Annotated in this window: 17 protein-coding genes; 10 read left to right on the top strand and 7 right to left on the bottom strand. The window is 62.8% G+C overall.

Annotated features, from left to right (window positions below):
* Nucleotides 1–102 precede the first annotated feature (102 nt).
* The gene (locus AC6I21_RS09520; protein WP_138926441.1) at nucleotides 103–2,211 is read right to left on the bottom strand and encodes a DNA gyrase/topoisomerase IV subunit B; all 2,109 of its coding nucleotides are present in this window, start codon (nucleotides 2,209–2,211) and stop codon (nucleotides 103–105) included.
* A 220-nt stretch (nucleotides 2,212–2,431) separates the two neighbouring features.
* Here AC6I21_RS09520 and AC6I21_RS09525 point away from each other — a divergent pair, with 220 nt between their 5' ends.
* Nucleotides 2,432–2,656, top strand: coding sequence for a DUF7455 domain-containing protein (locus AC6I21_RS09525; protein ID WP_054820859.1), 225 nt, complete (start codon nucleotides 2,432–2,434; stop codon nucleotides 2,654–2,656).
* Nucleotides 2,657–2,877: 221 nt separating this feature from the next.
* Here the strand turns inward: AC6I21_RS09525 and AC6I21_RS09530 are convergent, their stop codons facing one another.
* The 4 genes from AC6I21_RS09530 to AC6I21_RS09545 all read right to left on the bottom strand — a co-directional run bounded on the left by AC6I21_RS09530 (nucleotide 2,878) and on the right by AC6I21_RS09545 (nucleotide 7,841).
* Nucleotides 2,878–4,083 carry an RNA polymerase sigma factor gene (locus tag AC6I21_RS09530; protein WP_138178008.1) on the bottom strand — a complete coding sequence of 402 codons (1,206 nt, stop codon included), beginning with the start codon at nucleotides 4,081–4,083 and terminating at the stop codon, nucleotides 2,878–2,880.
* Nucleotides 4,084–4,335: 252 nt separating this feature from the next.
* Entirely contained in the window at nucleotides 4,336–5,439 is a 1,104-nt protein-coding gene (locus tag AC6I21_RS09535) for a DUF4192 family protein (protein WP_138926452.1), read from the bottom strand.
* A gap of 84 nt (nucleotides 5,440–5,523) precedes the next feature.
* The gene (locus tag AC6I21_RS09540) at nucleotides 5,524–6,792 is read right to left on the bottom strand and encodes an MFS transporter (protein WP_346922126.1); all 1,269 of its coding nucleotides are present in this window, start codon (nucleotides 6,790–6,792) and stop codon (nucleotides 5,524–5,526) included.
* A complete protein-coding gene (locus tag AC6I21_RS09545; protein ID WP_346922125.1) occupies nucleotides 6,789–7,841 on the bottom strand; it encodes a proteasome assembly chaperone family protein in 1,053 nt (350 codons plus the stop codon). Before AC6I21_RS09545 ends, AC6I21_RS09540 begins: the two co-directional genes overlap by 4 nt.
* 340 nt (nucleotides 7,842–8,181) lie before the next feature.
* Between AC6I21_RS09545 and AC6I21_RS09550 the strand changes: the two genes are divergently transcribed.
* The 4 genes from AC6I21_RS09550 (at nucleotide 8,182) to AC6I21_RS09565 (ending at nucleotide 13,735) form a co-directional block, all read left to right on the top strand.
* Nucleotides 8,182–9,693: a leucyl aminopeptidase gene (locus AC6I21_RS09550; protein ID WP_497762280.1), complete on the top strand. Its 1,512-nt coding sequence runs from the start codon at nucleotides 8,182–8,184 to the stop codon at nucleotides 9,691–9,693.
* Between the two features lie 264 nt (nucleotides 9,694–9,957).
* Complete coding sequence (lpdA, locus tag AC6I21_RS09555) at nucleotides 9,958–11,337, top strand: dihydrolipoyl dehydrogenase (RefSeq protein WP_138178017.1); 1,380 nt, start codon at nucleotides 9,958–9,960, stop codon at nucleotides 11,335–11,337.
* A 162-nt stretch (nucleotides 11,338–11,499) separates the two neighbouring features.
* A complete protein-coding gene (gene sucB / locus AC6I21_RS09560; protein WP_497762281.1) occupies nucleotides 11,500–13,278 on the top strand; it encodes a 2-oxoglutarate dehydrogenase, E2 component, dihydrolipoamide succinyltransferase in 1,779 nt (592 codons plus the stop codon).
* Between the two features lie 106 nt (nucleotides 13,279–13,384).
* A complete protein-coding gene (locus tag AC6I21_RS09565; protein WP_138178021.1) occupies nucleotides 13,385–13,735 on the top strand; it encodes a hypothetical protein in 351 nt (116 codons plus the stop codon).
* On the opposite strand, the gene AC6I21_RS09570 is transcribed toward AC6I21_RS09565, so the two are convergent.
* The gene (locus AC6I21_RS09570) at nucleotides 13,732–15,351 is read right to left on the bottom strand and encodes a serine/threonine-protein kinase (RefSeq protein ID WP_497762282.1); all 1,620 of its coding nucleotides are present in this window, start codon (nucleotides 15,349–15,351) and stop codon (nucleotides 13,732–13,734) included. The genes AC6I21_RS09565 and AC6I21_RS09570 overlap by 4 nt on opposite strands.
* Before the next feature lie 103 nt (nucleotides 15,352–15,454).
* On the opposite strand from AC6I21_RS09570, the gene lipB reads away from it, so the two are divergent.
* From lipB to AC6I21_RS09585, 3 genes are all read left to right on the top strand, one after another.
* A complete protein-coding gene (gene lipB / locus AC6I21_RS09575) occupies nucleotides 15,455–16,120 on the top strand; it encodes a lipoyl(octanoyl) transferase LipB (protein ID WP_497762283.1) in 666 nt (221 codons plus the stop codon).
* A gap of 33 nt (nucleotides 16,121–16,153) precedes the next feature.
* The gene (gene lipA / locus AC6I21_RS09580; protein ID WP_138178027.1) at nucleotides 16,154–17,155 is read left to right on the top strand and encodes a lipoyl synthase; all 1,002 of its coding nucleotides are present in this window, start codon (nucleotides 16,154–16,156) and stop codon (nucleotides 17,153–17,155) included.
* Between the two features lie 120 nt (nucleotides 17,156–17,275).
* Nucleotides 17,276–18,037 (top strand): DUF4191 domain-containing protein, encoded by a 762-nt coding sequence (locus AC6I21_RS09585; RefSeq protein WP_054820886.1) that lies wholly within the window; start codon nucleotides 17,276–17,278, stop codon nucleotides 18,035–18,037.
* 109 nt (nucleotides 18,038–18,146) lie between these two features.
* Here the strand turns inward: AC6I21_RS09585 and AC6I21_RS09590 are convergent, their stop codons facing one another.
* Nucleotides 18,147–18,584 carry an RDD family protein gene (locus tag AC6I21_RS09590; protein WP_054820885.1) on the bottom strand — a complete coding sequence of 146 codons (438 nt, stop codon included), beginning with the start codon at nucleotides 18,582–18,584 and terminating at the stop codon, nucleotides 18,147–18,149.
* Between the two features lie 227 nt (nucleotides 18,585–18,811).
* On the opposite strand from AC6I21_RS09590, the gene glnA reads away from it, so the two are divergent.
* Together glnA and AC6I21_RS09600 are read left to right on the top strand one after the other, a co-directional pair.
* Entirely contained in the window at nucleotides 18,812–20,236 is a 1,425-nt protein-coding gene (gene glnA / locus AC6I21_RS09595; protein ID WP_138178029.1) for a type I glutamate--ammonia ligase, read from the top strand.
* A gap of 230 nt (nucleotides 20,237–20,466) precedes the next feature.
* Nucleotides 20,467–21,852 (top strand): S1C family serine protease, encoded by a 1,386-nt coding sequence (locus AC6I21_RS09600; RefSeq protein ID WP_497762284.1) that lies wholly within the window; start codon nucleotides 20,467–20,469, stop codon nucleotides 21,850–21,852.
* Nucleotides 21,853–21,877 lie beyond the last annotated feature (25 nt).

Consider the following 21,877-nt stretch of genomic DNA (forward strand, 5'->3'; position numbering starts at 1 on the left):
GCCACGGCTGAAGTCCCGGAACACCGGGCAAAAGGAAACGCCGACCGGTCCCCCCGGGTAATACCCGGGGCAAACCGGTCGGCGTTTTCGCTGCTGGCGCCCCTAAACGTCGATGCGTTCGCGTTCCAGGTTGTCAGCACCGGAGATGATGAATTCCTTGCGCGGTGCCACATCCGAGCCCATGAGCAGGTCGAAGATTTCCTCGGCCGCCTGGGCATGCTCCACGCCGACCCGGCGCAGCGTGCGGTGCCGGGGATCCATGGTGGTTTCGGCCAGCTGGTCCGCGTCCATCTCACCCAGGCCCTTGTAACGCTGGATCGGCTCCTTGTAGCGCCGGCCTTCGGCCTCGATCTTTGCCAGCAGGCGGGTCAGCTCGGCTTCGGTATACGTGTAAACCACTTCGTTGCTCTTCGAACCGGGATTGATGATCTCAATCCGGTGCAGTGGCGGCACCGCGGCGTAGACCCGGCCCTCCTCCACCATCGGTCGCATGTACCGGTAGAAGAGGGTCAGCAGCAGGGTCCGGATGTGGGCGCCGTCCACATCGGCATCGGTCATCAGGATGACCTTGCCGTATCGGGCCTGGTTGATGTCAAAGGTGCGGCCCGATCCGGCGCCGATGACCTGGATCATCGAGGCGCACTCCGCATTCGAGAGCATGTCCGAAATGGAGGCCTTCTGCACGTTCAGGATCTTGCCGCGGATGGGCAGCAGGGCCTGGAAGTCGCTGGACCGGGCCAGGCGGGCGGTACCCAGCGCACTGTCACCCTCAACGATGAATAGTTCGGAACGCTCGGTTTCCTTCGTCCGGCAATCCAGCAGCTTGGTCGGCAGGGATGAGGACTCCAGAGCGGTCTTGCGGCGCTGGGTTTCCTTGTGCACGCGTGCGCTCACGCGGGACTTCATCTCATTGACGACCTTCTCCAGCAGTGTGGCCGCTTCCTGCTTTTCTGCACGCTTCGTCGACGCTAGGCGCTCGTTGAGCGCCTTCTCCACGACGCGGGAGACGATCTGGCGCACCTGCGAGGTACCCAGGATCTCCTTGGTCTGGCCCTCGAACTGCGGTTCGGCCAGGCGGACGGTCAACACGGCTGTCATGCCGGCCAGGACGTCGTCCTTCTCGATCTTGTCCTTGTTGCCGAACTTCAGTTTGCGGGCGTTGGCCTCCACGGCCTTGCGGAAGGACTTCAGCAGCGCCTGTTCAAACCCGGTCTGGTGGGTGCCGCCCTTGGGCGTGGCGATGATGTTCACAAAGGTGCGCACCGTGGTGTCATAGCCGATCCCCCAGCGGACGGCGAGATCGACTTCGCAGACGCGCTGCAGATCTTCAATGTGGCTGCGCCCCTCGGCGTCGAAGACCGGCACTTTCTCATGGAATGAGCCGCTGCCCTGGATCCGCCAGATGTCGGTGACTGCCGAATCGCTGGAGAGGAAGTCCACGAATTCGCTGATGCCGCCGTCGTGTTGGAAGACCTCCTCGTAGGGCCCGTCCTCACCCAGGGTGCCGGGCAGGCCGCGCTCGTCGCGCAGGGTCATGCGCAGGCCGGGCACGAGGAACGAGGTCTGCCGTGCGCGGTTTTGCAGGTCCTCGTAGGAGAAGCGGGCATCGGAGGTGAAAATGTTGTCATCCGCCCAGTAGCGGATCCGGGTTCCGGTGACGCCGCGCTTGGCCTTGCCCACCACGTCGGGTTCGGTGGCCTTCTTGAAGGCCTCGAAGGGAGCATCCGCCCGGGGTTTGCCGCGATCGGTGAAGCGGCCCGGTTCCCCGCGGCGGAACTGCATGCCGTAGGTCTTGCCTCCGCGGTCAACTTCCACGTCCAGGCGTGCCGAAAGGGCGTTGACGACCGAGGCGCCCACACCGTGCAGGCCGCCGGAAGCGGTGTAGGAGCCGCCGCCGAACTTGCCGCCGGCGTGCAGCTTGGTGAAGACGACCTCGATGCCGCTCAGGCCGGTCTTGGGTTCGATGTCCACCGGGATGCCTCGCCCGTCATCGCGCACTTCCACCGAACCGTCGTTGTGCAGAACGACGGAGATGGACTGGCCATAACCGCCCAAGGCCTCATCGACCGAGTTGTCGATGATTTCCCACAAGCAGTGCATGAGTCCGCGCGAGTCGGTGGATCCGATGTACATGCCGGGACGCTTGCGTACGGCTTCGAGTCCCTCGAGCACGGAAAGATGGCGGGCGTTGTAATTATCGGCTTTGGCCACGTGGTTACTAACTCCTACTGCTGCCTGACGGGGATCCTGCCCCCATTCTAGTCGTCAATGTGTTCGAATTCTGTGAGCCGGACACCCGTGAAAACGGGAACTTGGCCACTATGAGTTTATCCACAAGCAGTACGCGGTGAGCGAAAGAGCGGCCCGAGGGGCATAAAGTTCGGGCCATAACTGGTTGTATTGAATACACCAAGATTTAAGGAGGCTGGCAATGACTACTACAACTGCAAGTCGCGAACTCAATGCCCTCGACCGGTGCGACCGTTGCGGCGCACAGGCCTACGTAAGGGCCGTGCTAGCCTCCACAGGTGGCGAACTGCTGTTCTGTGCACACCACGCACGAGCCGTAGAGGATAAGCTTCGCCCGCTCACCTCGGAGTGGCAGGACGAAACTTCGCGGCTTTACGAGAAGCCGAAGGTGGACATCCAGGACTAGCTCGCGCCGTCCGTTGTCTGCCAAACGCTGGGATCCGCCGAAGGGCGGGTCCCAGCGTTTTTGTTATGGGTCAAATATTGCTCCGCAGCGCCGGTGCCGCTCAGCAACCGCCAAGCAGGGCCCGCACCACTCATCGGTGTGCGAATTGCGGCGAAATGTTGGGTTTAACGACCGCGGCGGACGAAGCCACACAGAGCTTCGTCCGCCGCGGAACGATCGTTTTAGTCCAGGTAGTCGCGCAGCACCTGAGAGCGCGAGGGGTGACGCAGCTTGGACATCGTCTTGGATTCGATCTGACGGATGCGTTCACGGGTCACCCCGTAGACCTTGCCAATTTCGTCTAAAGTCTTCGGCTGACCGTCGGTCAGGCCAAAGCGCATCGCCACGACGCCGGCTTCACGTTCCGAGAGGGTGTCCAGCACCGAGTGCAGCTGCTCCTGCAGCAAGGTGAAGGAAACCGCGTCGGCCGGAACCACGGCTTCCGAGTCCTCGATCAGGTCACCGAACTCCGAGTCGCCGTCTTCACCCAGCGGGGTGTGCAGGGAGATCGGTTCGCGGCCGTACTTCTGGACTTCGACAACCTTTTCCGGGGTCATGTCCAGTTCCTTGGCCAGCTCTTCCGGAGTGGGTTCGCGGCCCAGGTCCTGCAGCATCTGACGCTGGACGCGGGCGAGCTTGTTGATGACCTCGACCATGTGCACAGGAATACGAATGGTTCGTGCCTGGTCGGCCATGGCACGGGTGATCGCCTGACGGATCCACCAGGTGGCGTAGGTCGAGAACTTGAAGCCCTTGGTGTAGTCGAACTTCTCAACCGCACGAATCAGACCCAGGTTGCCTTCCTGGATCAGGTCAAGGAACAACATGCCGCGGCCCGTGTAGCGCTTGGCCAGCGAAACCACGAGGCGCAGGTTGGCCTCCAGCAGGTGGTTCTTGGCGATCTTTCCGTCGTGGATGATCTGTTCATAGTCCCAGCGCAGCCGCTGGTCCATTGACCCGTCGTCCTTGTTCAGCTTGTCCTGAGCGAACAGCCCTGCCTCGATGCGCAGCGCAAGATCCACTTCCTGCTCGGCGTTCAGCAGTGCGACCTTGCCGATCTGCTTCAGGTAGTCCTTGACCGGGTCGGCGGTGGCACCTGCCACCATCACCTGCTGCTGAGGGGCGTCGTCTTCGGACGAGCTGATGACGAAGCCAACGGAATCGTCTTCAGTCTTTTCTTCAGTTTCGGCGTTGTCGGTCTGAGCCTCGGTCTGCTCTTCGTTGTCAACGACTTCTTCTGAGGCCTTACCGGCGGCCTTGCTGCTTGCCTTGGCCTTGGTTGCGCGCTTCTTCGCGACAGGTTTCTCTGCCACAGCCTTGGCGTTGGCTTCCTCAGCCGCAGTTGCGTTGGCAGCCTTGCGCTTAGCGTTCGTCTCAGTTGATGACACGAATAACCTTTCTCACGATGCGTCCCAGATGCACCTACCGGTAACACCACTATGACCCTGTCAAGTCCGTTAGCGGAAACAAGGAGTTTCCGCCATGGCGACAGTCACGTATTTCAACGCATCTACGCCTTCTTTTGTTCCCGCTGTGAAAAGACGGAACGCAAAAGAACAATCGGACCTAACCGGGTCTGTTGTCCCATTATCCACGAATAACCACGCAGGCACCACTTGGCGCGGCCGGATTTCGCGCTCCTAATGGAAACTTGAACGCCAGGCACGTTGGGGATCAGTGGCCCACTCCGGCATGATTCCGCGGTAAAGCAGTTGCTGCAGCAACTGCGCAAGACGGTATTCAGGGTCACTATCCAAGGCGGTCCGCAAGAGCGCCATGGACATGCTTCCCCTGCCTTTGGCCCATTCAATCCACGCCAGGATGCACAGCAGCGCCGAACGCTGTCCGGCTCGCGCCACCCCCAATAGGTCTCGGCAGATGAACCACAGGTTCTCCAGCCGTTTCCACTCCGGAGTGTTCGCCCCACCGCCCAACAGGAAATCGGCCAGTTCCTGGGCGCGTTCCTCGGTCTCGCGCAGCGCCAGTTCACGCACCGCCGTGCGCGCCGCGACCGCACCCACACCAGCGAGGTAGGGCAGGATGTCGCGCACGAGCCGGATTTCCAAGCCAGAGAGCAGCCGTGCCGCGACCAATGGTTCGGAGCGCATGGTTGCCTCGGACTGGTAGGCGTCTGTTTCCAGCAGTGCAGCCCAGGTATCCAGGCAGTCGTACATGTCGCCGTCGAGCGAATCGGCGAGGCTGCGGATCGTTCCGGCGTTCTCCCATTCCGGGACGCCCTCCCCGTCCCAGGGCTCGTGCAGTGGGGCGGAACCGGCCAGGACCATTCTGAGGTAAGTGTCGCTGAGTTCCGGGCAGGCCGGGTTCTCGCGCTGTTCTGGCACCGCCCCGTTGTAATTCCACACCATGCCCCGGTTGACAAACCACGCCTGATGCAGTGGCGTACGGCGCGCATCGAAGCTCTCGCTGAGCTCGGCAAGCAATTGGTGATAGGGCAGTTCCCGCCCGGCAGGTGGCGGGTCGTTGGAGTACAGGACGCACAGTGCTCCGGTCAGCTGCGGCAGCTTTCCCACCAACTTGCAGACCTGCTCCACCCACGGCCGGCGCTCCCCCGCGCTGTCGTGTTTTGGCAGATCAACGCGCAGGGTCGCTTCCAGCTTCTTGTCGACCATCAGCAACAGCACGGCCGAATCGGAGGGATGAAACCCCAGCGCGTGGGGCACGTAGGCAAGGATGTCTTCGGCGCGCTCCAGGGAGAGCGGCTCTTGTTCCGGTGTAGTAGTCATGACCCGACAGTGGGCCAAGACCGAGGTGCCCACGGAATCGGGGACCCCGAGTGTGGACAACTCGGGCCGCAGCCACCAGGGAAGCTAATGGCCGGGATTTTGCTGGCGGCGCGCCTTCTTGCGTGCCAGGAGCATCCCGCTGATGCCCACGGCCACGAACACGAACTGGACGCACAAGGCCAGCTTGAACGCGCCCAGGTTGTACAGTTCCCGTTCACCGCCGGCCAGCTGGAACTGGAAGTCCAGCAGCATGCCGACCAGGTACATGCAGATGAAGGCCCCGGAGAATCCTCCGACGTTGACCAGGCCCGTGGCTGTTCCCATCACGTGCGGCGGGTTGAAGGTGCGGGCAAAGTCGAAGCCGATCACCGACGCCGGACCGCCAGCGGCGATGCTGATCATCAGGACGATCAGCACCCACAGCGGCGCCCGTCCGGGCCACAGCAGCACCACGGCCCACATCACCGTCATCCCCAGCACGATGGTCAGGGCGATCAGCGACCGGCGGGTCGGATAGCGGGCGGTGAGGGCCCCCAGGATCGGGGCAAGGACAATCGCGACGACAACGAAGATCGACAACAGGCTGGAGGCCAGTGCTCCGGAGACCCCCTGGCCTTCGACGAGGAAGGGGAAACCCCAGGTAAGCATGAATACGTTGACCATGAACGCGGTGCTGAAGTGGGTCCAGAACCCCAGCCGGGTGCCCGGTTGCCGCCACGCCGCCGCCAGCCGCGCCCGGGTGCTCAGCGGGTCCTCTTCCCCGGTGCCACGCCATTCGTGCCCATTGTGCACAAAGGTGATGACCAGCAGCAGGGACACGAAGGCGATGACGGCAAGCATCGCAAATGCCGGGGTCCACCCGACGTGGATGAGCATCGCGTGGAACGGGAAGAGGCTGATCAGCTGGCCCAGCTGCCCTACCGTGCCGGTGATCTGGGTGAGCATCGGGATGCGGGACCCGGAGAACCACATGGGCAGCAGCCGCAGCACCGAGACGAAGACCATGGCATCTCCGGCACCGACCAGCACACGCCCAACCAAGCCCTGGGGCACGTTGTTCGCAAAGGCCAAGAATGCCTGGCCCAGGGTCATCAGGATCGCCCCGCCGACAATCATCCGGCGCGGGCCGACCTTGTCCAGGATCAGCCCGACCGGCACCTGGCCGGCCGCGTACACCAGCAGCTGGACGACCGAGAAGGTCGCCAGGATCGAGGCGGAGGCGTTAAAGCGTTCCGTGGCCTCCAGCCCGGCCACGCCGAAGCTGGTGCGCTGGGCGACCGCCGAGAGGTAGGCCAGCAGCGCCACCGTGTAGACGATCCAAGATTTTTTTGAATTCAGCTGGTCATGGCTCAAGGGGTCGGGTCACCGGAACCATCGGCCGAACCTTCGGGGCCGTGCGGGTCATCGTCCGAATCGGCGCTCTCATCGGCGTCGGTGTGCGTGGCGTCCTCGTCACGGTCCTCGGGCAGGGGGCCGGTTTCGGCCAACCAGGCATCCAGGTCCTCGATCCCGGCCAGGAAGGATTCGGCGCGGGCAGCGATCTGCTCGGCGTCGGGAAGCTCATGGTCCTCATCAAGCAGCAGCGACCGCGGCTGGTGCTCCTGGGCGTGGGCGTCAAAGCGCTTCTCAAACCCGGCCACCATCTGGCGCACTTCGGTGTTCGCGTCGATCTGTTCGGCCAGCTGTCCTTCGATCAGCCGGCCGGCTTCACGCAGGCTGTCGGTGGGCAGGGCCAGTTTCAGGGCCGCCCCCACAAATTCCAGGGCGGCCACGGCCACCGGTGGGTATTCGGCCTCGGCCAGGTAGTGCGGGGTGTGCAGCGAGTAGCCGACCACGTCGCGCCCGGCCTCGGCCAGGCGGATCTCCAGCAGGTCAGTGAAGGCGGCCGGCAGTTCGGCGGTCGGCGACCAGGTGGAAATCTGTTCGATCAGGTCCTTGCGGTTGCCGTGGGCGGTCACACCCACCGGACGGGTGTGCGGGACCGGCATCGGCAGCGAACTGGTGGAGACCACCGGGCCGATGTTAAAGGCCTCGATCAGCGCCAGCAGCTGGGAGCTGAGCTCTTCCCATTTCAGGTCCGGCTCAACGCCGGTGAGGAACCAGAAGTCCCGGTCCATGCCATCGGTCATCAGGTACAGCTCGATGACCGGCTCCTGGTAGGCGGCGAAGTGGTCCCCCAGGTAGGTCACCCGGGGACGCTGGGCGGAGTAGCACACCAGCTGATCGGCGTCGAAACGGGCCACCAGCTCGCCGGCCAGCTGCCCAAACAGCTCGTTGTGCACCTGGACGTGGGCGTTGCCCGCGTCGCTGGCCCCCTTGAGGGAAATGTACATTCCCAGCCCCTGCAAGCAGGGGTCATCGAGGTCTTCGGCCATCAGCTTCATCAACGACGAACTGGTCATTCCACCCCGATCCGAGATCAGCCGCCGGATCATTCCGACGGATCACTACTTGTCCTACCCGTTGGGCCAACGGCACCGTCGTGCACGCCATGCACGCCTGCCTGCCACCCAACGATTCTTAGCAGAACCCGGGCCCCCGGGTCATACTCCAACGTCACATTCTATCTCTTCGGGGCAACAGCCACTGTGAAGTGGGGCACGCGCGGGGTGTACCTCGGCTAACATCTACTAGTGGGACACGGTGCAGCTGCCGCATGCCGCCATCCGCGGCGCCCGCTCCGCCCGGTCCCCTACCCTTACAGATCCTCAAACCCTACAAAGGCTTAGAAGGAATGATTTCGTGATCAACTCCAGCGATCTCAAGCTGACCGCAATCGGAACCGACATCAAGCGCAAGAACGCCGACGCACTGGTGCTGGGCATCTACAAGAGCGATGAGAAGGTTCACATCGCCGAATCGGTGCTTGACCCCCAGACCACCGCAGAACTGGAAAAGTCCCTGGCCGACATGGGCGTCGGCGCCAAGGCCGATGAGCTGACCCGGCTGCCGGCGGTGGAGGCCTCCAAGGCCAAGTACGTGGCCCTCATTGGCCTGGGAGTTGATTCGCTGCAGGAGCTGACCGACGAGAAGCTGCGCCGCGCCGCCGGTTCGGCCGCCCGCCAGCTGGGCAGCGTGAAGAGCGCCCTGTTCGCACTGCCCGCCGCCACCGTGGCGCGCGCCGCCGCAGTGGCCGAGGGCATCGCCCTGGGCAGCTACCGCTTCGAGAACTTCCGCTCGGAAAAGAACGAGAAGCCGGTGCTCAGCGACGCGATCGTGGTCACCGCCGCCTCCGCGGACAAGCAGCTGCCGGCGGCGCTGAAGCGCGCAGCGGTGCTGGGCCGCGCCGTGCGCGCCACCCGCGACCTGATCAACACCCCGGCCAACGCGCTGTACCCCGAATCCTTTGCCAACGCGGTCAAGGACTACGCCAAGTCGCTGCCGTTGAAGGTCACCGTGTACGACGAGAAGCGCCTGGCCAAGGACGGCTTCGGCGGGCTGATGGGCGTCGGCGGCGGCTCCGAGCGGGCCCCGCGCCTGGTCAAGGTCGAGTACTCCCCGGCCAAGGCGAGCAAGCACCTGGCCCTGGTGGGCAAGGGCATCACCTTTGACACCGGCGGCATCTCGCTGAAGCCGGCCGCTGGCATGCACGCCATGAAGTCGGACATGTCCGGCGCGGCGGCCATGTTCCAGACCGTGGCCGGTGTGGCCGAGCTCGGCCTGGACCTGAAGGTCACCGCCTGGCTCTGCCTGGCCGAGAACATGCCCGGCGGGCGTTCGACCCGCCCGGGCGATGTCATCACCATCTACGGCGGCAAGACCGTGGAGGTGCTGAACACCGACGCCGAGGGCCGCCTGGTGTTGGCCGACGGGCTGGTCGCCGCCAGCGAAGAGAAGCCGGACGCGATCATTGACATCGCCACGCTCACCGGCGCCCAGATGCTCGCCCTGGGCCTGCGCACCGCGGGGGTCATGGGCGATGAGGCGCTGCGCGACGAGCTGGTGTCCGCTTCCGACGAGGTCGGTGAGCTGGCCTGGCCGATGCCGCTGCCCGAGGATCTGCGCGCCTCAATCGATTCGCAGGTCGCCGACCTGGCCAACATCGGTGAACGCATGGGCGGGATGATGACCGCGGCCGTGTTCCTGCGCGAGTTCGTGGGCAAGGTCGATGAGACCCCGATCCCCTGGGCCCACATCGACTTCGCCGGCCCGGCCTTCAACGAGGCCAGTGCCTGGGGCTACACCCCGAAGAACGGCACCGGTTCACAGGTGCGCACGCTCATCGGATTCGCGGAGCGCTTCGCCACCCGTTAAACGGGATTGATGAGTCACGAAATACATCCCGGTGCGGGAGGCGTCACAGCTTCCCACACCGGGTTTCGTGCAAAAATATAGGGGAAAGCGACTTTTCGCTGTCACGAGGTGACTGATGGCGGTTCACCGGACTAAGGTAAGTTTTGAAACATCACGGCACGCCGCCCTCCACCCTCCACCGGGAGGTGTTGTGCGCAGCGTGTCCCACCCGATCCCCGGTCGGCCAGAAGTCGACCAGATTAGCTATTACGAGGGAGCGTTCACGTGGCCGAATCGGCAGCAACGCAAGAATTCGATGTCCTCATCCTCGGTGGCGGTTCCGCTGGATACTCGGTCGCCCTGCGCGCCGTCCAGCTGGGCCTCACCGTTGGCCTGATCGAGAAGGGAAAGCTCGGCGGCACCTGCCTGCACACCGGCTGCATCCCGACCAAGGCCTACCTGCACTCGGCGGAGCTGGCCGACAACGCACGCGAAAGCGCCAAGTACGGCATCAACACCACCCTTGACTCCATTGACCTGGGTGCGGTGCGCAGCTACAAGGACGGCATTGTGGCCGGCAAGTTCAAGGGCCTGAGCGGTCTGCTGAAGATGAAGAAGATCAACGTCATCGAAGGCGAAGGCCGCCTGGTCTCCCAGGACACCATCGAGGTCAACGGCAACCGCTACAAGGGCAAGAACATCGTCTTGGCCACCGGTTCGACCTCCAAGACCTTCGGCCTGGAAATCGGCGGCCGCGTGCTGACCAGCACCGAGGCGCTGAACATGGACACCATGCCCAAGAGCGCCATCGTGCTCGGCGGCGGCGTGATCGGCGTCGAGTTCGCCAGCGTGTGGAAGTCCTTCGGCGTGGACGTGACCATCGTGGAGGGCCTGCCTTCCCTGGTCCCGAACGAGGACCCGGCCATCATCAAGGTGCTGGAGCGCTCCTTCAAGAAGCGCGGCATCAAGTTCAACACCGGCGTCTTCTTCGAAAAGGTCGAGCAGGACGAGAACGGCGTGAAGGTCTCGCTGGCCGACGGCAAGACCCTGGAAGCCGACATCGTGCTGGTGGCCGTGGGACGCGGCCCGGTCACCGAGGGCTTCGGCTTCGAGGAGCAGGGCATCACCATCGACCGCGGCTTCGTGATCACCGATGAGCGCCTGCACACCGGCGTGGGCAACATCTACGCCGTGGGCGACATCGTCCCCGGCCTGCAGCTGGCCCACCGCGGCTACCAGCAGGGCATCTTCGTTGCCGAGGAGATCGGCGGCCTGAAGCCGACCATCATCGAAGACATCAACATCCCGAAGGTCACCTACTGCGAGCCGGAAATCGCCTCGGTGGGCTACACCGAGCCGAAGGCCAAGGAGAAGTTCGGCGCCGATCAGGTCGAGACCACCGAATACAACCTGGCCGGCAACGGCAAGTCCTCGATCCTGGGCACCAGCGGCATCATCAAGATGGTGCGCGTGAAGAACGGCCCGATCGTGGGCGTGCACGGCGTCGGCAGCCGCATTGGCGAGCAGATCGGCGAGGCCCAGCTGATCGTGAACTGGGAAGCCTACCCGGAGGATGTGGCCCAGCTGGTCCACGCCCACCCGACCCAGAACGAGGCCCTGGGCGAGACCGCCATGGCCCTGGCCGGCAAGCCGCTGCACGGCTAGTTGCCCGTCATGAAGCAGCGTGTCCGCAACGGCACGCTGCTTCGTCCGCTAGGCTCGGAGGCAACGCCTCCATCAACCACGTGGGCTCGCGGGCCGCTTGAGGCAAGCCGGCACCGCGGACCAACCTAATAGCTTTTAAATTTTCAGAGGAGATACGGGAAGATGTCTGAAACCGTAAACCTGCCCGCATTGGGTGAGAGCGTTACCGAAGGCACGGTGACCCGTTGGCTCAAGCAGGTCGGCGATCGTGTCGAGGTCGACGAGCCATTGGTGGAAGTTTCCACCGACAAGGTCGACACCGAGGTGCCCTCCCCGGTTGCCGGCGTGATCGAGGAAATCCTGGTGGCCGAGGACGAGGAAGCCGAAGTCGGCGCGCCGCTGGTGCGCATTGGCGATGGCTCGGGCGCAGGCTCGGATTCCGGTTCCGATCAGCAGCAGGCCGAGGAACCGGCCGCTGAGGAGCCGGCGCAGGAAGAGTCCGCACCGCAGCAGGAATCGGCCCCGGCCGCCGAGCAGTCCACCGAGTCGGCTCCGGCCGCTTCGGGTGACGCCTCGGGCACCGAGGTCACCCTGCCGGCCCTGGGCGAATCGGTCACCGAAGGCACCGTCACCCGCTGGCTGAAGCAGGTCGGCGACGACGTGGAGGTTGACGAGCCGCTGCTGGAGGTCTCCACCGACAAGGTCGACACCGAGGTCCCCTCCCCCGTGGCCGGCAAGCTGCTGGAAATCCGCGTGAACGAGGACGAGGAAGCCGAAGTGGGCGCCGTACTGGCCGTCATCGGCTCCGGCTCGGCCGCACCGGCCGCCAAGGAAGAGGCTCCGGCCCCGGCCCCGGCCGAGAAGAAGGAAGAAGCCCCGGCCCCGGCTGAGAAGAAGCAGGAAGAGGCTCCGGCCGCTCCGGCTGCTCCGAAGCAGGAAGAGGCTCCCGCAGCTCCGGCCCCGGCCGAGAAGAAGCAGGAAGCTCCCGCTGCCGCCCCGGCTCCGGCCGCCGGCGGTTCCGAGGGCGCCGGCTACGTCACCCCGCTGGTGCGTCGTCTGGCCAACCAGAACGACATTGACCTGAGCACCGTAACCGGTACCGGTGTCGGTGGCCGCATCCGCAAGCAGGATGTGCTGGACGCGGTGGAGGCCAAGAAGGCCGCCGCCCAGTCCGCTCCGGCCGCTGCCGCGCCGTCGGCTCCGGCGGCCAAGGCCGCTCCGGCCGTCGAGGCCTCCTCGCTGCGTGGCACCACTGTCAAGGCTCCGCGCATCCGCCAGGTCATTGCCCGCCGCATGCGCGAGTCGCTGGATGTCTCCACCCAGCTGACCCAGGTCCACGAGATCGACATGACCCGCGTGGTCAACCTGCGTGCCAAGGCCAAGGCCGGGTTCAAGGCCACCAACGGCGTGAACCTGACCTACCTGCCGTTCATCGCCAAGGCCGTCGCCGAGGGCCTGAAGCAGCACCCGACGCTGAATGCCGAGTACGACGAGCAGAGCCAGCAGATCACCTACCACAATGCCGAGCACCTGGCATTCGCGGTGGACACCGATCGCGGCCTGCTGGTTCCGGTCGTGGCCAACGCCGGTGACCTGAACCTGGCCGGCCTGGCCTCGAAGATCGCCGATGTCGCCCAGCGCACCCGCAGCAACAAGATCGGTCCCGATGAGCTGGCCGGTGGAACCTTCTCCATCACCAACATCGGTTCGGTCGGCGCGCTGTTCGACACCCCGATCATCAACCAGCCGCAGGTTGCCATCCTGGGCACCGGCGCGATCGTCAAGCGCCCGATGGTCATCACCGACGCCGAAGGCAACGACTCGATTGCCGTGCGCCACATGATGTACCTGTGCCTGACCTACGATCACCGCCTGGTGGACGGCGCCGACGCCGGTCGCTTCCTGCAGACCGTCAAGGCCCGCCTGGAGGGTGGCGCATTCGAAGGTGATCTTGGCCTCTAGGCCCTGATCAGCCCGGCTTGCCCAAGGCCCGCTGACACGCGGCACCGCGTGTTCCAGCGGGCCTTGGGCATTTCTACAATTTGTCGAAGCAGACTATTCTTGAAGCATGACTTTCCTGTTTAACGTTCTGGTAATGCTCCATATCCTGGGTGCTGCGGCCATCTTCGGCGGCTGGCTGGCCAACTTCAAGACCCCTACCGTCAACCTGTGGCAGTGGATCGGCGCACTGACCCAGTTGATCACCGGCCTGGCCCTGGTCGGCGTCATTGAAATGCAAGACGGCAACCTCAACCACATGAAGATCGGCATCAAGCTGGTCATCTCCATCGCCATCGTGGTGACCGCGTTCCTGGGCCGCAAGAAGGTCAAGGCCGGCGAGGAGGTTTCCACCGGCATCGCGCATGCCACCGGCGGCCTGGCCCTGGTGAACATCCTGATCGCCACCCTCTGGAACTAGTCCTCGACAGGCCCGGTTTCATACCCGCTCATGGGATCGCCGTTCGCGGCGGTCCCATTTGTCGTCTCCCGGGCAAGAATCCGCGAGATGAGCCACTGCCCGGTATGCTGGCGCAGTTCGAAGCGGACTCGCTCGGCCCGGGCCTGCTGGGCCCGGTGAACATCTTCCTCGCTCGACAGGCTTCGATAGGCGTACGGGTCAAGCACACTATGCGCCTCCAGGACCACGGTGTCCGGGAAGCTTCGCGCCACGACTTCGATCCCGCTCAGTCGGGTTCGCATCCCGGTGACCCCCAGGTCCATATCCTTCAATTCCTGCAGGACCCGGGCATCTTCACCCAGTTGTTTAGCTTCCGGCACATAGAGCTTGGAGAGCGCCTGATAGTCGCCCGAATTGAATGCCCGGTCCCGCGCGTGGGTCAGTTTCAACAAGGCTGCCCCGACGGCGTCCGGTGACTGAGCGCAGGGCGGCAACTGGGCATCGGACTGAATGGAGCAGGTTCGGGAAGCATCCACTGGTGCCTGCTCGCCGTTGGCGGCGTTGGCATCGGTTTGCGACTGCCAGTGATTCACCCCCAGCCCGGCAATGACGACCATGAACAAACCGAGCAATGCCGCGGCGATCAGCCGTCGACCACCGGGCGTGGGTTTCAGGGCGTGCCGGTCCTCGAAGCGTCGGGCTTGTTCCTGGGTGACTTCGGGCCGTTCCGGAACCAATCGTTGCCGACGCTCCTGCCGCGAACGCATGGCCCGGCGTCGGCCGCGGGGTGCTGACGGATGAATGGTCGCCATCAGGTGTGATGCCTGGGCGGGAACCGATTCAGTCCAGTTCAGTGGTTCGGCCTGCCCGCTGGCGTACAGGCTGCGGGCGAATTGGTCGGCACTGGGACGCGCGGTCGGTTCCGGGTGCAGCGCATCCAGCAGCAGGTCCAGCACGGTTTCCGGCAGATCCTCAAACACCAGCGTCACCGGCGCACGCAGCGCCGGAGGGTCGGGGACCTTGGCGCTGAGCAGGTACCACAGGCAGGCCCCCAGCGCGTAGACATCCCGCGCCTCGCCGTTAGCCACCGCATCGGGCGCTGTTGCCGGTGAGTCCCCTGCTTCCGGCGCGATGAACCCTGGGGTGCCAGCCCTGTGATTATTTTCGCCCAGCAGGTTCACTTCTTGGAAGTCACAAAGCTTGGGCATCCCCTCGGCGGAGAGCAGGATGTTGTTCGGGGACACGTCCCCGTGCGCCAGCCCCTGGGAGTGCAGGCGCGCGACCGACTGGGCGACCGGAGCCAATGCGGTAATCACCTCCCCCAGCGGCAGTGGGCCGCGGGCAGCGACCATTTGGCCCAAGCTGCCCCCGGGACAGTATTCCACCAGCAGCGCCGGCCCCCGGTTGGTCATCACCGTGTCATGAAGCTTGATGGTGTGCTGATCGTTGGGCCCGTCGGTCCCCTGCCGGATCGTGGCCAGCGTTTCAGTCTGGGAGGCCAGCTTCATGACCAGGAAGCATTGGTCGGCTTCGCGCTGGACGAGCCACACCCGCGAATCTTGGGCATCGTCCAGCGACCTGAGGGTCAGGTAGCCTTCGCATTCGGGCCACGCGAAAGGACTGAGTTCATATTCCATGACTCAGTTGTAAAGCAAACTTGTATTACGCGTTTAAGTTATCCACATTCGTTGTTTCGTTACCAACTCGAGCCCTTTACGCATTAGGCGTAGGCTGAAGCTCATGACGATCGAATTCGAACGACTCGGTCTAGGCGAATCGCTGGTTCCCTACAGGGAAGCCTGGGACTACCAAATACGTCTCCACGACGCCGTGGCTGCCGACAAAGAAGCCCCCAGAATCCTTCTGCTGGAACACGAGGCGGTCTACACCGCTGGACGCCGTACCGAAGATGAGCAGTTGCCGCAGGACGGCACCCCCGTGGTTGAGGTTGACCGCGGTGGACAGCTGACATGGCATGGGCCGGGGCAGCTGATCGGGTATCCGATCGTCAAGCTCAAGAAGATCAACGCCATCCGCCTGTATGTGGAAACCCTTGAAGAAGCCTTGATGAACGTCCTGGCCGAACTGGGCATCCGAACCGTCCAGATCAAGGGACGCTCCGGAGTCTGGGTTCCGGGTGACGGCGTGCAGCAGGACCGCAAGATTGCCGCCATCGGCATTCGCATCAACCATGGGGTGACCATGCACGGTTTCGCCCTGAACTGCTCCAACTCCCTGGAACCCTACGAGCAGATCACTGCCTGCGGCATTACCGATGCCGGGGTCACCTCGATCTCCCAGGAGCTGGGACGCACCGTGAATCCCGTAGACGTCGCCGACCGGGTGCAAGAAGAGCTGGATCGTCTGCTCACGCCCCAGGTTGTCACCTCCCTTCCCGTCGCTTAAGACCTTCCTACTTCCTCAGAAAGAGCAATACACATGAGTGTCGCCCCTGAAGGCCGTCGAATGCTGCGCGTCGAGCAACGCAACTCCAAGGTTCCGGTGGAACGCAAGCCGGAGTGGATCAAGGCCAAACTGAACATCGGACCGGAGTACGTCGGTCTGAAGAACCTGGTCAAGTCCGAAGGACTGCACACGGTTTGCGAAGAGGCTGGCTGCCCCAACATCTTCGAATGCTGGGAGGACCGCGAGGCTTCCTTCCTCATTGGCGGGTCGGAATGCACCCGTCGCTGCGATTTCTGCCAGATTGACACGGGCAAGCCCTCGGCGCTGGACCGCTCGGAGCCATTCAAGGTGGCCATGAGCGTGAAGAAGATGGATCTGCGCTACGCCACCGTCACCGGCGTGGCCCGTGACGACCTGGAGGATGAGGGCGTGTGGCTGTACGCGGAAACCGTGCGCCGCATTCACCAATTCAACGAGAACACCGGCGTCGAGCTGCTGATTCCCGACTTCTCCGGCAAGCCGGAGAACCTGGACGCGATCTGCGATTCGGCCCCGGAGGTCTACGCCCACAACGTGGAAACCGTGCCGCGCATATTCAAGCGCATCCGCCCGGCCTTCCGCTATGAACGGTCCATGGACGTCATCACGCACGGTCACAAGCGCGGGCTGATCACCAAGTCCAACCTGATCCTGGGCATGGGCGAGACCCGTGAGGAAATTTCCGAGGCCATGGCGGACCTGCATGAGGCCGGCTGCGACCTGCTGACCATCACCCAGTACCTGCGCCCCACCGAACGCCACCTGCCGGTGGACCGCTGGGTCAAGCCCCAGGAATTCCTGGAGCTGCAGCAGGAAGCGGAGGAGCTCGGGTTCCTGGGGGTCATGTCCGGCCCGCTGGTGCGTTCCTCCTACCGCGCCGGACGCCTGTGGGCCGGGGCAATGCGCAAGAAGGGCCGCGAGATCCCCGAAGCGCTGGCGCACATTGAGTCCTCGGGCAACACCCGCCAGGAAGCAGCCTCCCTGGTCACCAACTAGCGTTACTGCCCCACGAGGCGCCCCCTAACCCGAGCAAGGTCCCGATCACCACTGTGTGGTCGGGACTTTGCCGTTCCCGGATGGAACGCGGGCAGTGGACTCGGGTAGAATTGAGTCACTATGGCCAAAAACTCCGACAATGTCGCATCCAACACAGACCCGCAGCCCAAGCGTGGCCTGTTCTCGCGCAAACCAAAAGCCGATAAGCCGAATAAAGAGCCCGGTCGCCTGAAGCAAATGGGCCAGGTGTTCCAGATGACTCGCCGCAATGACCCGATGGTCGTGTGGTGGATGTTGCTGGCTGGCCTGGGTGTCGTTGCGGTGGGTCTGCTGATCGGCATCCTGCTGAACAACTGGATCACGATGCTGCTGATCTCGATCCCGTTGGGCTTGTTGGCGGCCATGTTTGTCCTCTCCCGTCGCGCCGAGAAGGCGGCGTTTACGCAGTTGGAGGGACGCCCGGGTGCTGCCGGCGCCGCGATGAGCGTATTGCGCCGCGGTTGGATCCTGAAGCAGGAGCCGGTAGCCGCCAACCGCCACCAGGACCTGGTGTTCCTGGGTGTGGGCCGCGCCGGAGTCGTGCTGGTCACCGAGGGCCCGAACGGCCGTGTTCGCGAGCTGGTCAGCTCCGAGCGCAAGCGCATCGGCCGTGTGCTGCCCAACGTTCCGATCACCGTGATCAATGCCGGCAGCGGCGAGAACCAGACCCCGTTGCCTGAGGTCAGCAAGAAGATGAAGAAGCTTCCCAAGACCTTGTCGAAGCTTGAGGTCAGTGCAGTGGATAAGCGCCTGACCACCCTGAGCGCGAATCGTCTGCCGATTCCGAAGGGGATTGACCCGAACAAGGTGCGTCCTAGCCGTCGCGCCATGCGCGGGCGGTAAACCACCGAATGAAAGCGAGCCGTGCACCCTGGTGGGTGCACGGCTCGCTTTCATTTAACCCCAGTGCTTTCCTGACCGGCCGGGTCTTTGCCGCGTGGATCGGGCAGGCTTAGCGGATGCTCACCAGAACGCTGCCTCCGGCGCGGTCGTGCAAGCCCCGCTGGTCGGCGTCCGCAATCAGAGCGGGAATGACCAGACACAGCAGCACCGAGCGCACCAGACCGGTCAGCGGCTTGATCGCGGTGCCGTCCATGGACTGGACCTGCATGCCCAGCGCCCGATGGCCGATCGAGTGGCCGGTGAATCCAACGGTGATGATCTGGCCCAGGCAGAAGAGCAGCAGGGTGGCCAAGGCGGCGGAATCAAACAGCCACCAGCTCACCAGCATTGCCAGCGCCCAGTCGATGATGATCGCCCCGACACGCCGGGGGAAGCGGGCAATTGAACCGGGCCCCCGCTCGGGCCGTCCCAGTCGCTGTCCGGGCCATTGCTGGGTGTTGAGCTGAGGGGGTCCTTCCAGCCAGGAACCCAAGTCTTTTCGTTCCACTCCCCCAGTTTATCGGGGTTCACTGTGCGAACCCATTGAGTGTGCCCGGCGGCACAGGGCGGGCACTGTAACAGAAGCGAAAAACCCTGCTTTGTAACGCACAAGAAACAATAGAGACACCACTGGGAAACGGATCCTCGGTATTGTAGAGGGGTAGGCAAGGGCAAGCGATCATGATTTGACCGACTTGTTTACCGTTTCAATAGACAACAGGGAGTAACCTGCACATGTTTTCCAGTCCAGAAGAAGCTTTGGCGTACATCGCCGAGGAGGACGTCAAGTTCGTCGATATTCGCTTTACCGACCTACCGGGTGTGCAGCAGCACTTCAACGTTCCTGCCAAGTCAGTGGACGCCGACTTCTTTGTCAACGGCCAGCTCTTTGACGCGTCCTCGATTCGCGGCTTCGCCGGCATCTCCGATTCGGACATGCAGCTGATCCCGGATGTGAAGACCGGCTTCCTCGATCCGTTCCGGATCGAAAAGACCCTGGCATTCAACTTCTCCATCATCAACCCGCGCACCGGTGAGCCCTACCACCGCGATCCGCGCGGCGTGGCCGAGCGCGCCGAGGCCTACCTGGAATCGACGGGCATCGCCGACACCGCGTTCTTCGCCCCGGAAGCCGAGTTCTTCATCTTTGAAGACGTCCGCTACGAATCCAGCCCGCAGGGCGCGTTCTACCAGATCGATTCGGACGAGGCCCCCTGGAACACCGGCCGCAAGGAAGAAGGCGGCAACCAGGGCTACAAGACCCCGTTCAAGGGCGGCTACTTCCCGGTCTCCCCCACCGACAAGCAGGCCGACCTGCGCGACGCGATCTGCGTTGAGCTGGATAATGTCGGGCTGGAAGTTGAGCGCAGCCACCACGAGGTGGGTGCCGCTGGCCAGGCGGAAATCAACTACAAGTTCAACACCATGGTGCACTCGGCCGATGAGCTGATGCTGTTCAAGTACGTGGTGAAGAACGTGGCCGACGCCTGGGGCAAGTCCGCCACCTTCATGCCCAAGCCGGTCTTCGGGGACAACGGTTCGGGCATGCACGTGCACCAGTCGCTGTGGTCCAATGGGGACCCGTTGTTCTACGACGAGAAGGGCTACGCGGGCCTGTCCGACACCGCCCGCTGGTACATTGGCGGACTGCTGAAGCACGCCTCCTCGGTGCTGGCCTTCACCAACCCGACCGTGAACTCCTACCGCCGCCTGGTCAAGGGCTACGAGGCACCGGTGAACATGGTCTACTCGCAGGGCAACCGCTCGGCCGGTATCCGCATCCCGGTCACCGGGTCGAACCCGAAGGCCAAGCGCATCGAGTTCCGCGCCCCGGATGCCTCCTCGAACCCGTACCTGGCGTTCGCGGCCCAGCTGATGGCGGGCCTGGACGGCATCAAGAACCGCATCGAGCCGGCCGAGCCGATCGACAAGGACCTCTACGAGCTGCCCCCGGAGGAAGCCAAGGACATCCAGCGCGCCCCGGAGACCTTGGAGGAGGCACTGCTGGCCCTGGAGGAGGACTATGAGTACCTGCTCGAAGGCGGAGTGTTCACCGAGGACCTGATCCGCACCTGGATCGAGTACAAGCGAGAGAATGAGATCCGTCCGCTCTCGCTGCGCCCGAACCCGTACGAGTTCGAGCTCTACTACGGCTGCTAGCTAGAACCAGGTTGCCAGCTAAATAAGCAAGAAAAAGCCCGCGTTTTCATCGCCAAAAAAATTGGTGTGGGAAACGCGGGCTTCACACATTTAGCAAGGACTAGCACAGCGCCACCCTAAGCTTTCCCTTTAAGCTTGTTCCCCGTAATTTTCACGCCTAAATTACAGACAAGAGAATAGAGCAGTATTGCGGTCGGTCTACTGACCGCCGGTGAAAAATGGGAGACGTTATGGCAATCGATTTTCGCTGTAGCCAACGTATTTTTGTTTTGCTTAGCAGCGCAGCTCTGACCATCTCACTAACCGGTTGTATCACATTTGAAACGAGCGGACCGGAACCTACTAGTTCGCCGGAGTCGTCTCCGCAAGAGACGCCGGTTTCACCTAGTCCCACAGATACGCCATTAGAACAATCACCGTCAGTTCCCCCATCTGTCGCCCCAACGCCGCCTCCAGCAACGGAAGATTCTCAGGTACCCGAAACGTGGGCCGATATATACGACCGAGTCCATACTGGAGTAGCACTGATAGAGACGACACAATGTCACGGTTCGGCATCGCTGGGCACCGGTTTCCTAGTGGGTGAAGATTTGGTCGTCACTGCTGCGCACGTCGTTGATGGCAAAAGTTCAATCCGTCTGTCTCTTGGAGATCAACGAGTAGGTGCGCAAGTACTTGGCAGCAACGCGCTTGAGGATATTGCTCTACTAAAGACCGCACAGGATTTAAACGGGCATCAGTTCGAGATAAGCCGCGAAGCACCGCGAATGGCAATAGAAGTAGCCGCTATCGGCTATCCCTTGGCTTTTGATATTGAAGCTGCAGATCGAGCTGATTTTGGCATAAACGTAAACGATGGATCCATAAGTGGTCTAAATCAGACGATTAAAAATGACACGGTCGACGCCAAGGGCGCGATTAAGTTTGACGCAAAGGTAAATCCAGGAAACTCGGGCGGTCCATTGGTCAATAGACAGGGGACTGTCGTCGGCTTGGTCGCTGCCAAAGATTCTTCAGAGCGGGACATCGATACGTCAGCCTATGCTATTACGAGCGAGCGTGTAGGTCAGGCAGTCGAGGAGTGGAAGAACGTAAGTAATCTACGACCACTCGAAATCTGCGACTCAGGGACTGGTTCGGCACTACTGCCAGCGGAAAAGATTGACTCTCGACACGATCAAGCCGTTTATGTTTCTGAAACTTTCAAAAGACATGGGACAGCGATCAACCATGGAAACTATGAAAAGGCCTTCAGCTATTTCACCGACCGCCGACAAATCGAGTACGGCTCATCCGACGAGTGGTCAGCTGATTTGTGGTCCTCAAACTGGGTTCTCACTAACGTCCGAGACGTCGAGGGAACCGGTACCCGGCTTAGTGCTCGTGTTGAGTTTTGGACAATCCAACACCCCATTTTTGGCCCCTTAGAAACAGATCAGTGGTGTTCCGTTTGGGACAACACCTACGAACTGGAATGGAATGGTGTTTTGTGGGCAATCGATGCGGTGAAGTCCAATAAGAATCCGACACCCTGCGACGAGACCGCTCTCTTAGAGGAACTAACAGAGGAAGAACTTGAGGATCTCTCGAGCATGATCAGCTGGATGTACGAGTGATGGCGACAAGGGTATCTAGGAATCT

The organism is Glutamicibacter sp. St.4D3, from assembly GCF_059728615.1.

Coding starts and splice junctions, on each gene's coding strand:
- AC6I21_RS09525 (WP_054820859.1), top strand. CDS start 2,432: ATGACTACTACAACTGCAAGTCGCGAACTCAATGCCCTCGACCGGTGC.
- AC6I21_RS09535 (WP_138926452.1), bottom strand. CDS start 5,439: ATGACTACTACACCGGAACAAGAGCCGCTCTCCCTGGAGCGCGCCGAA.
- AC6I21_RS09545 (WP_346922125.1), bottom strand. CDS start 7,841: ATGACCAGTTCGTCGTTGATGAAGCTGATGGCCGAAGACCTCGATGAC.
- sucB (WP_497762281.1), top strand. CDS start 11,500: ATGTCTGAAACCGTAAACCTGCCCGCATTGGGTGAGAGCGTTACCGAA.
- AC6I21_RS09565 (WP_138178021.1), top strand. CDS start 13,385: ATGACTTTCCTGTTTAACGTTCTGGTAATGCTCCATATCCTGGGTGCT.
- AC6I21_RS09570 (WP_497762282.1), bottom strand. CDS start 15,351: ATGGAATATGAACTCAGTCCTTTCGCGTGGCCCGAATGCGAAGGCTAC.
- lipB (WP_497762283.1), top strand. CDS start 15,455: ATGACGATCGAATTCGAACGACTCGGTCTAGGCGAATCGCTGGTTCCC.
- lipA (WP_138178027.1), top strand. CDS start 16,154: ATGAGTGTCGCCCCTGAAGGCCGTCGAATGCTGCGCGTCGAGCAACGC.
- AC6I21_RS09585 (WP_054820886.1), top strand. CDS start 17,276: ATGGCCAAAAACTCCGACAATGTCGCATCCAACACAGACCCGCAGCCC.
- glnA (WP_138178029.1), top strand. CDS start 18,812: ATGTTTTCCAGTCCAGAAGAAGCTTTGGCGTACATCGCCGAGGAGGAC.
- AC6I21_RS09600 (WP_497762284.1), top strand. CDS start 20,467: ATGGCAATCGATTTTCGCTGTAGCCAACGTATTTTTGTTTTGCTTAGC.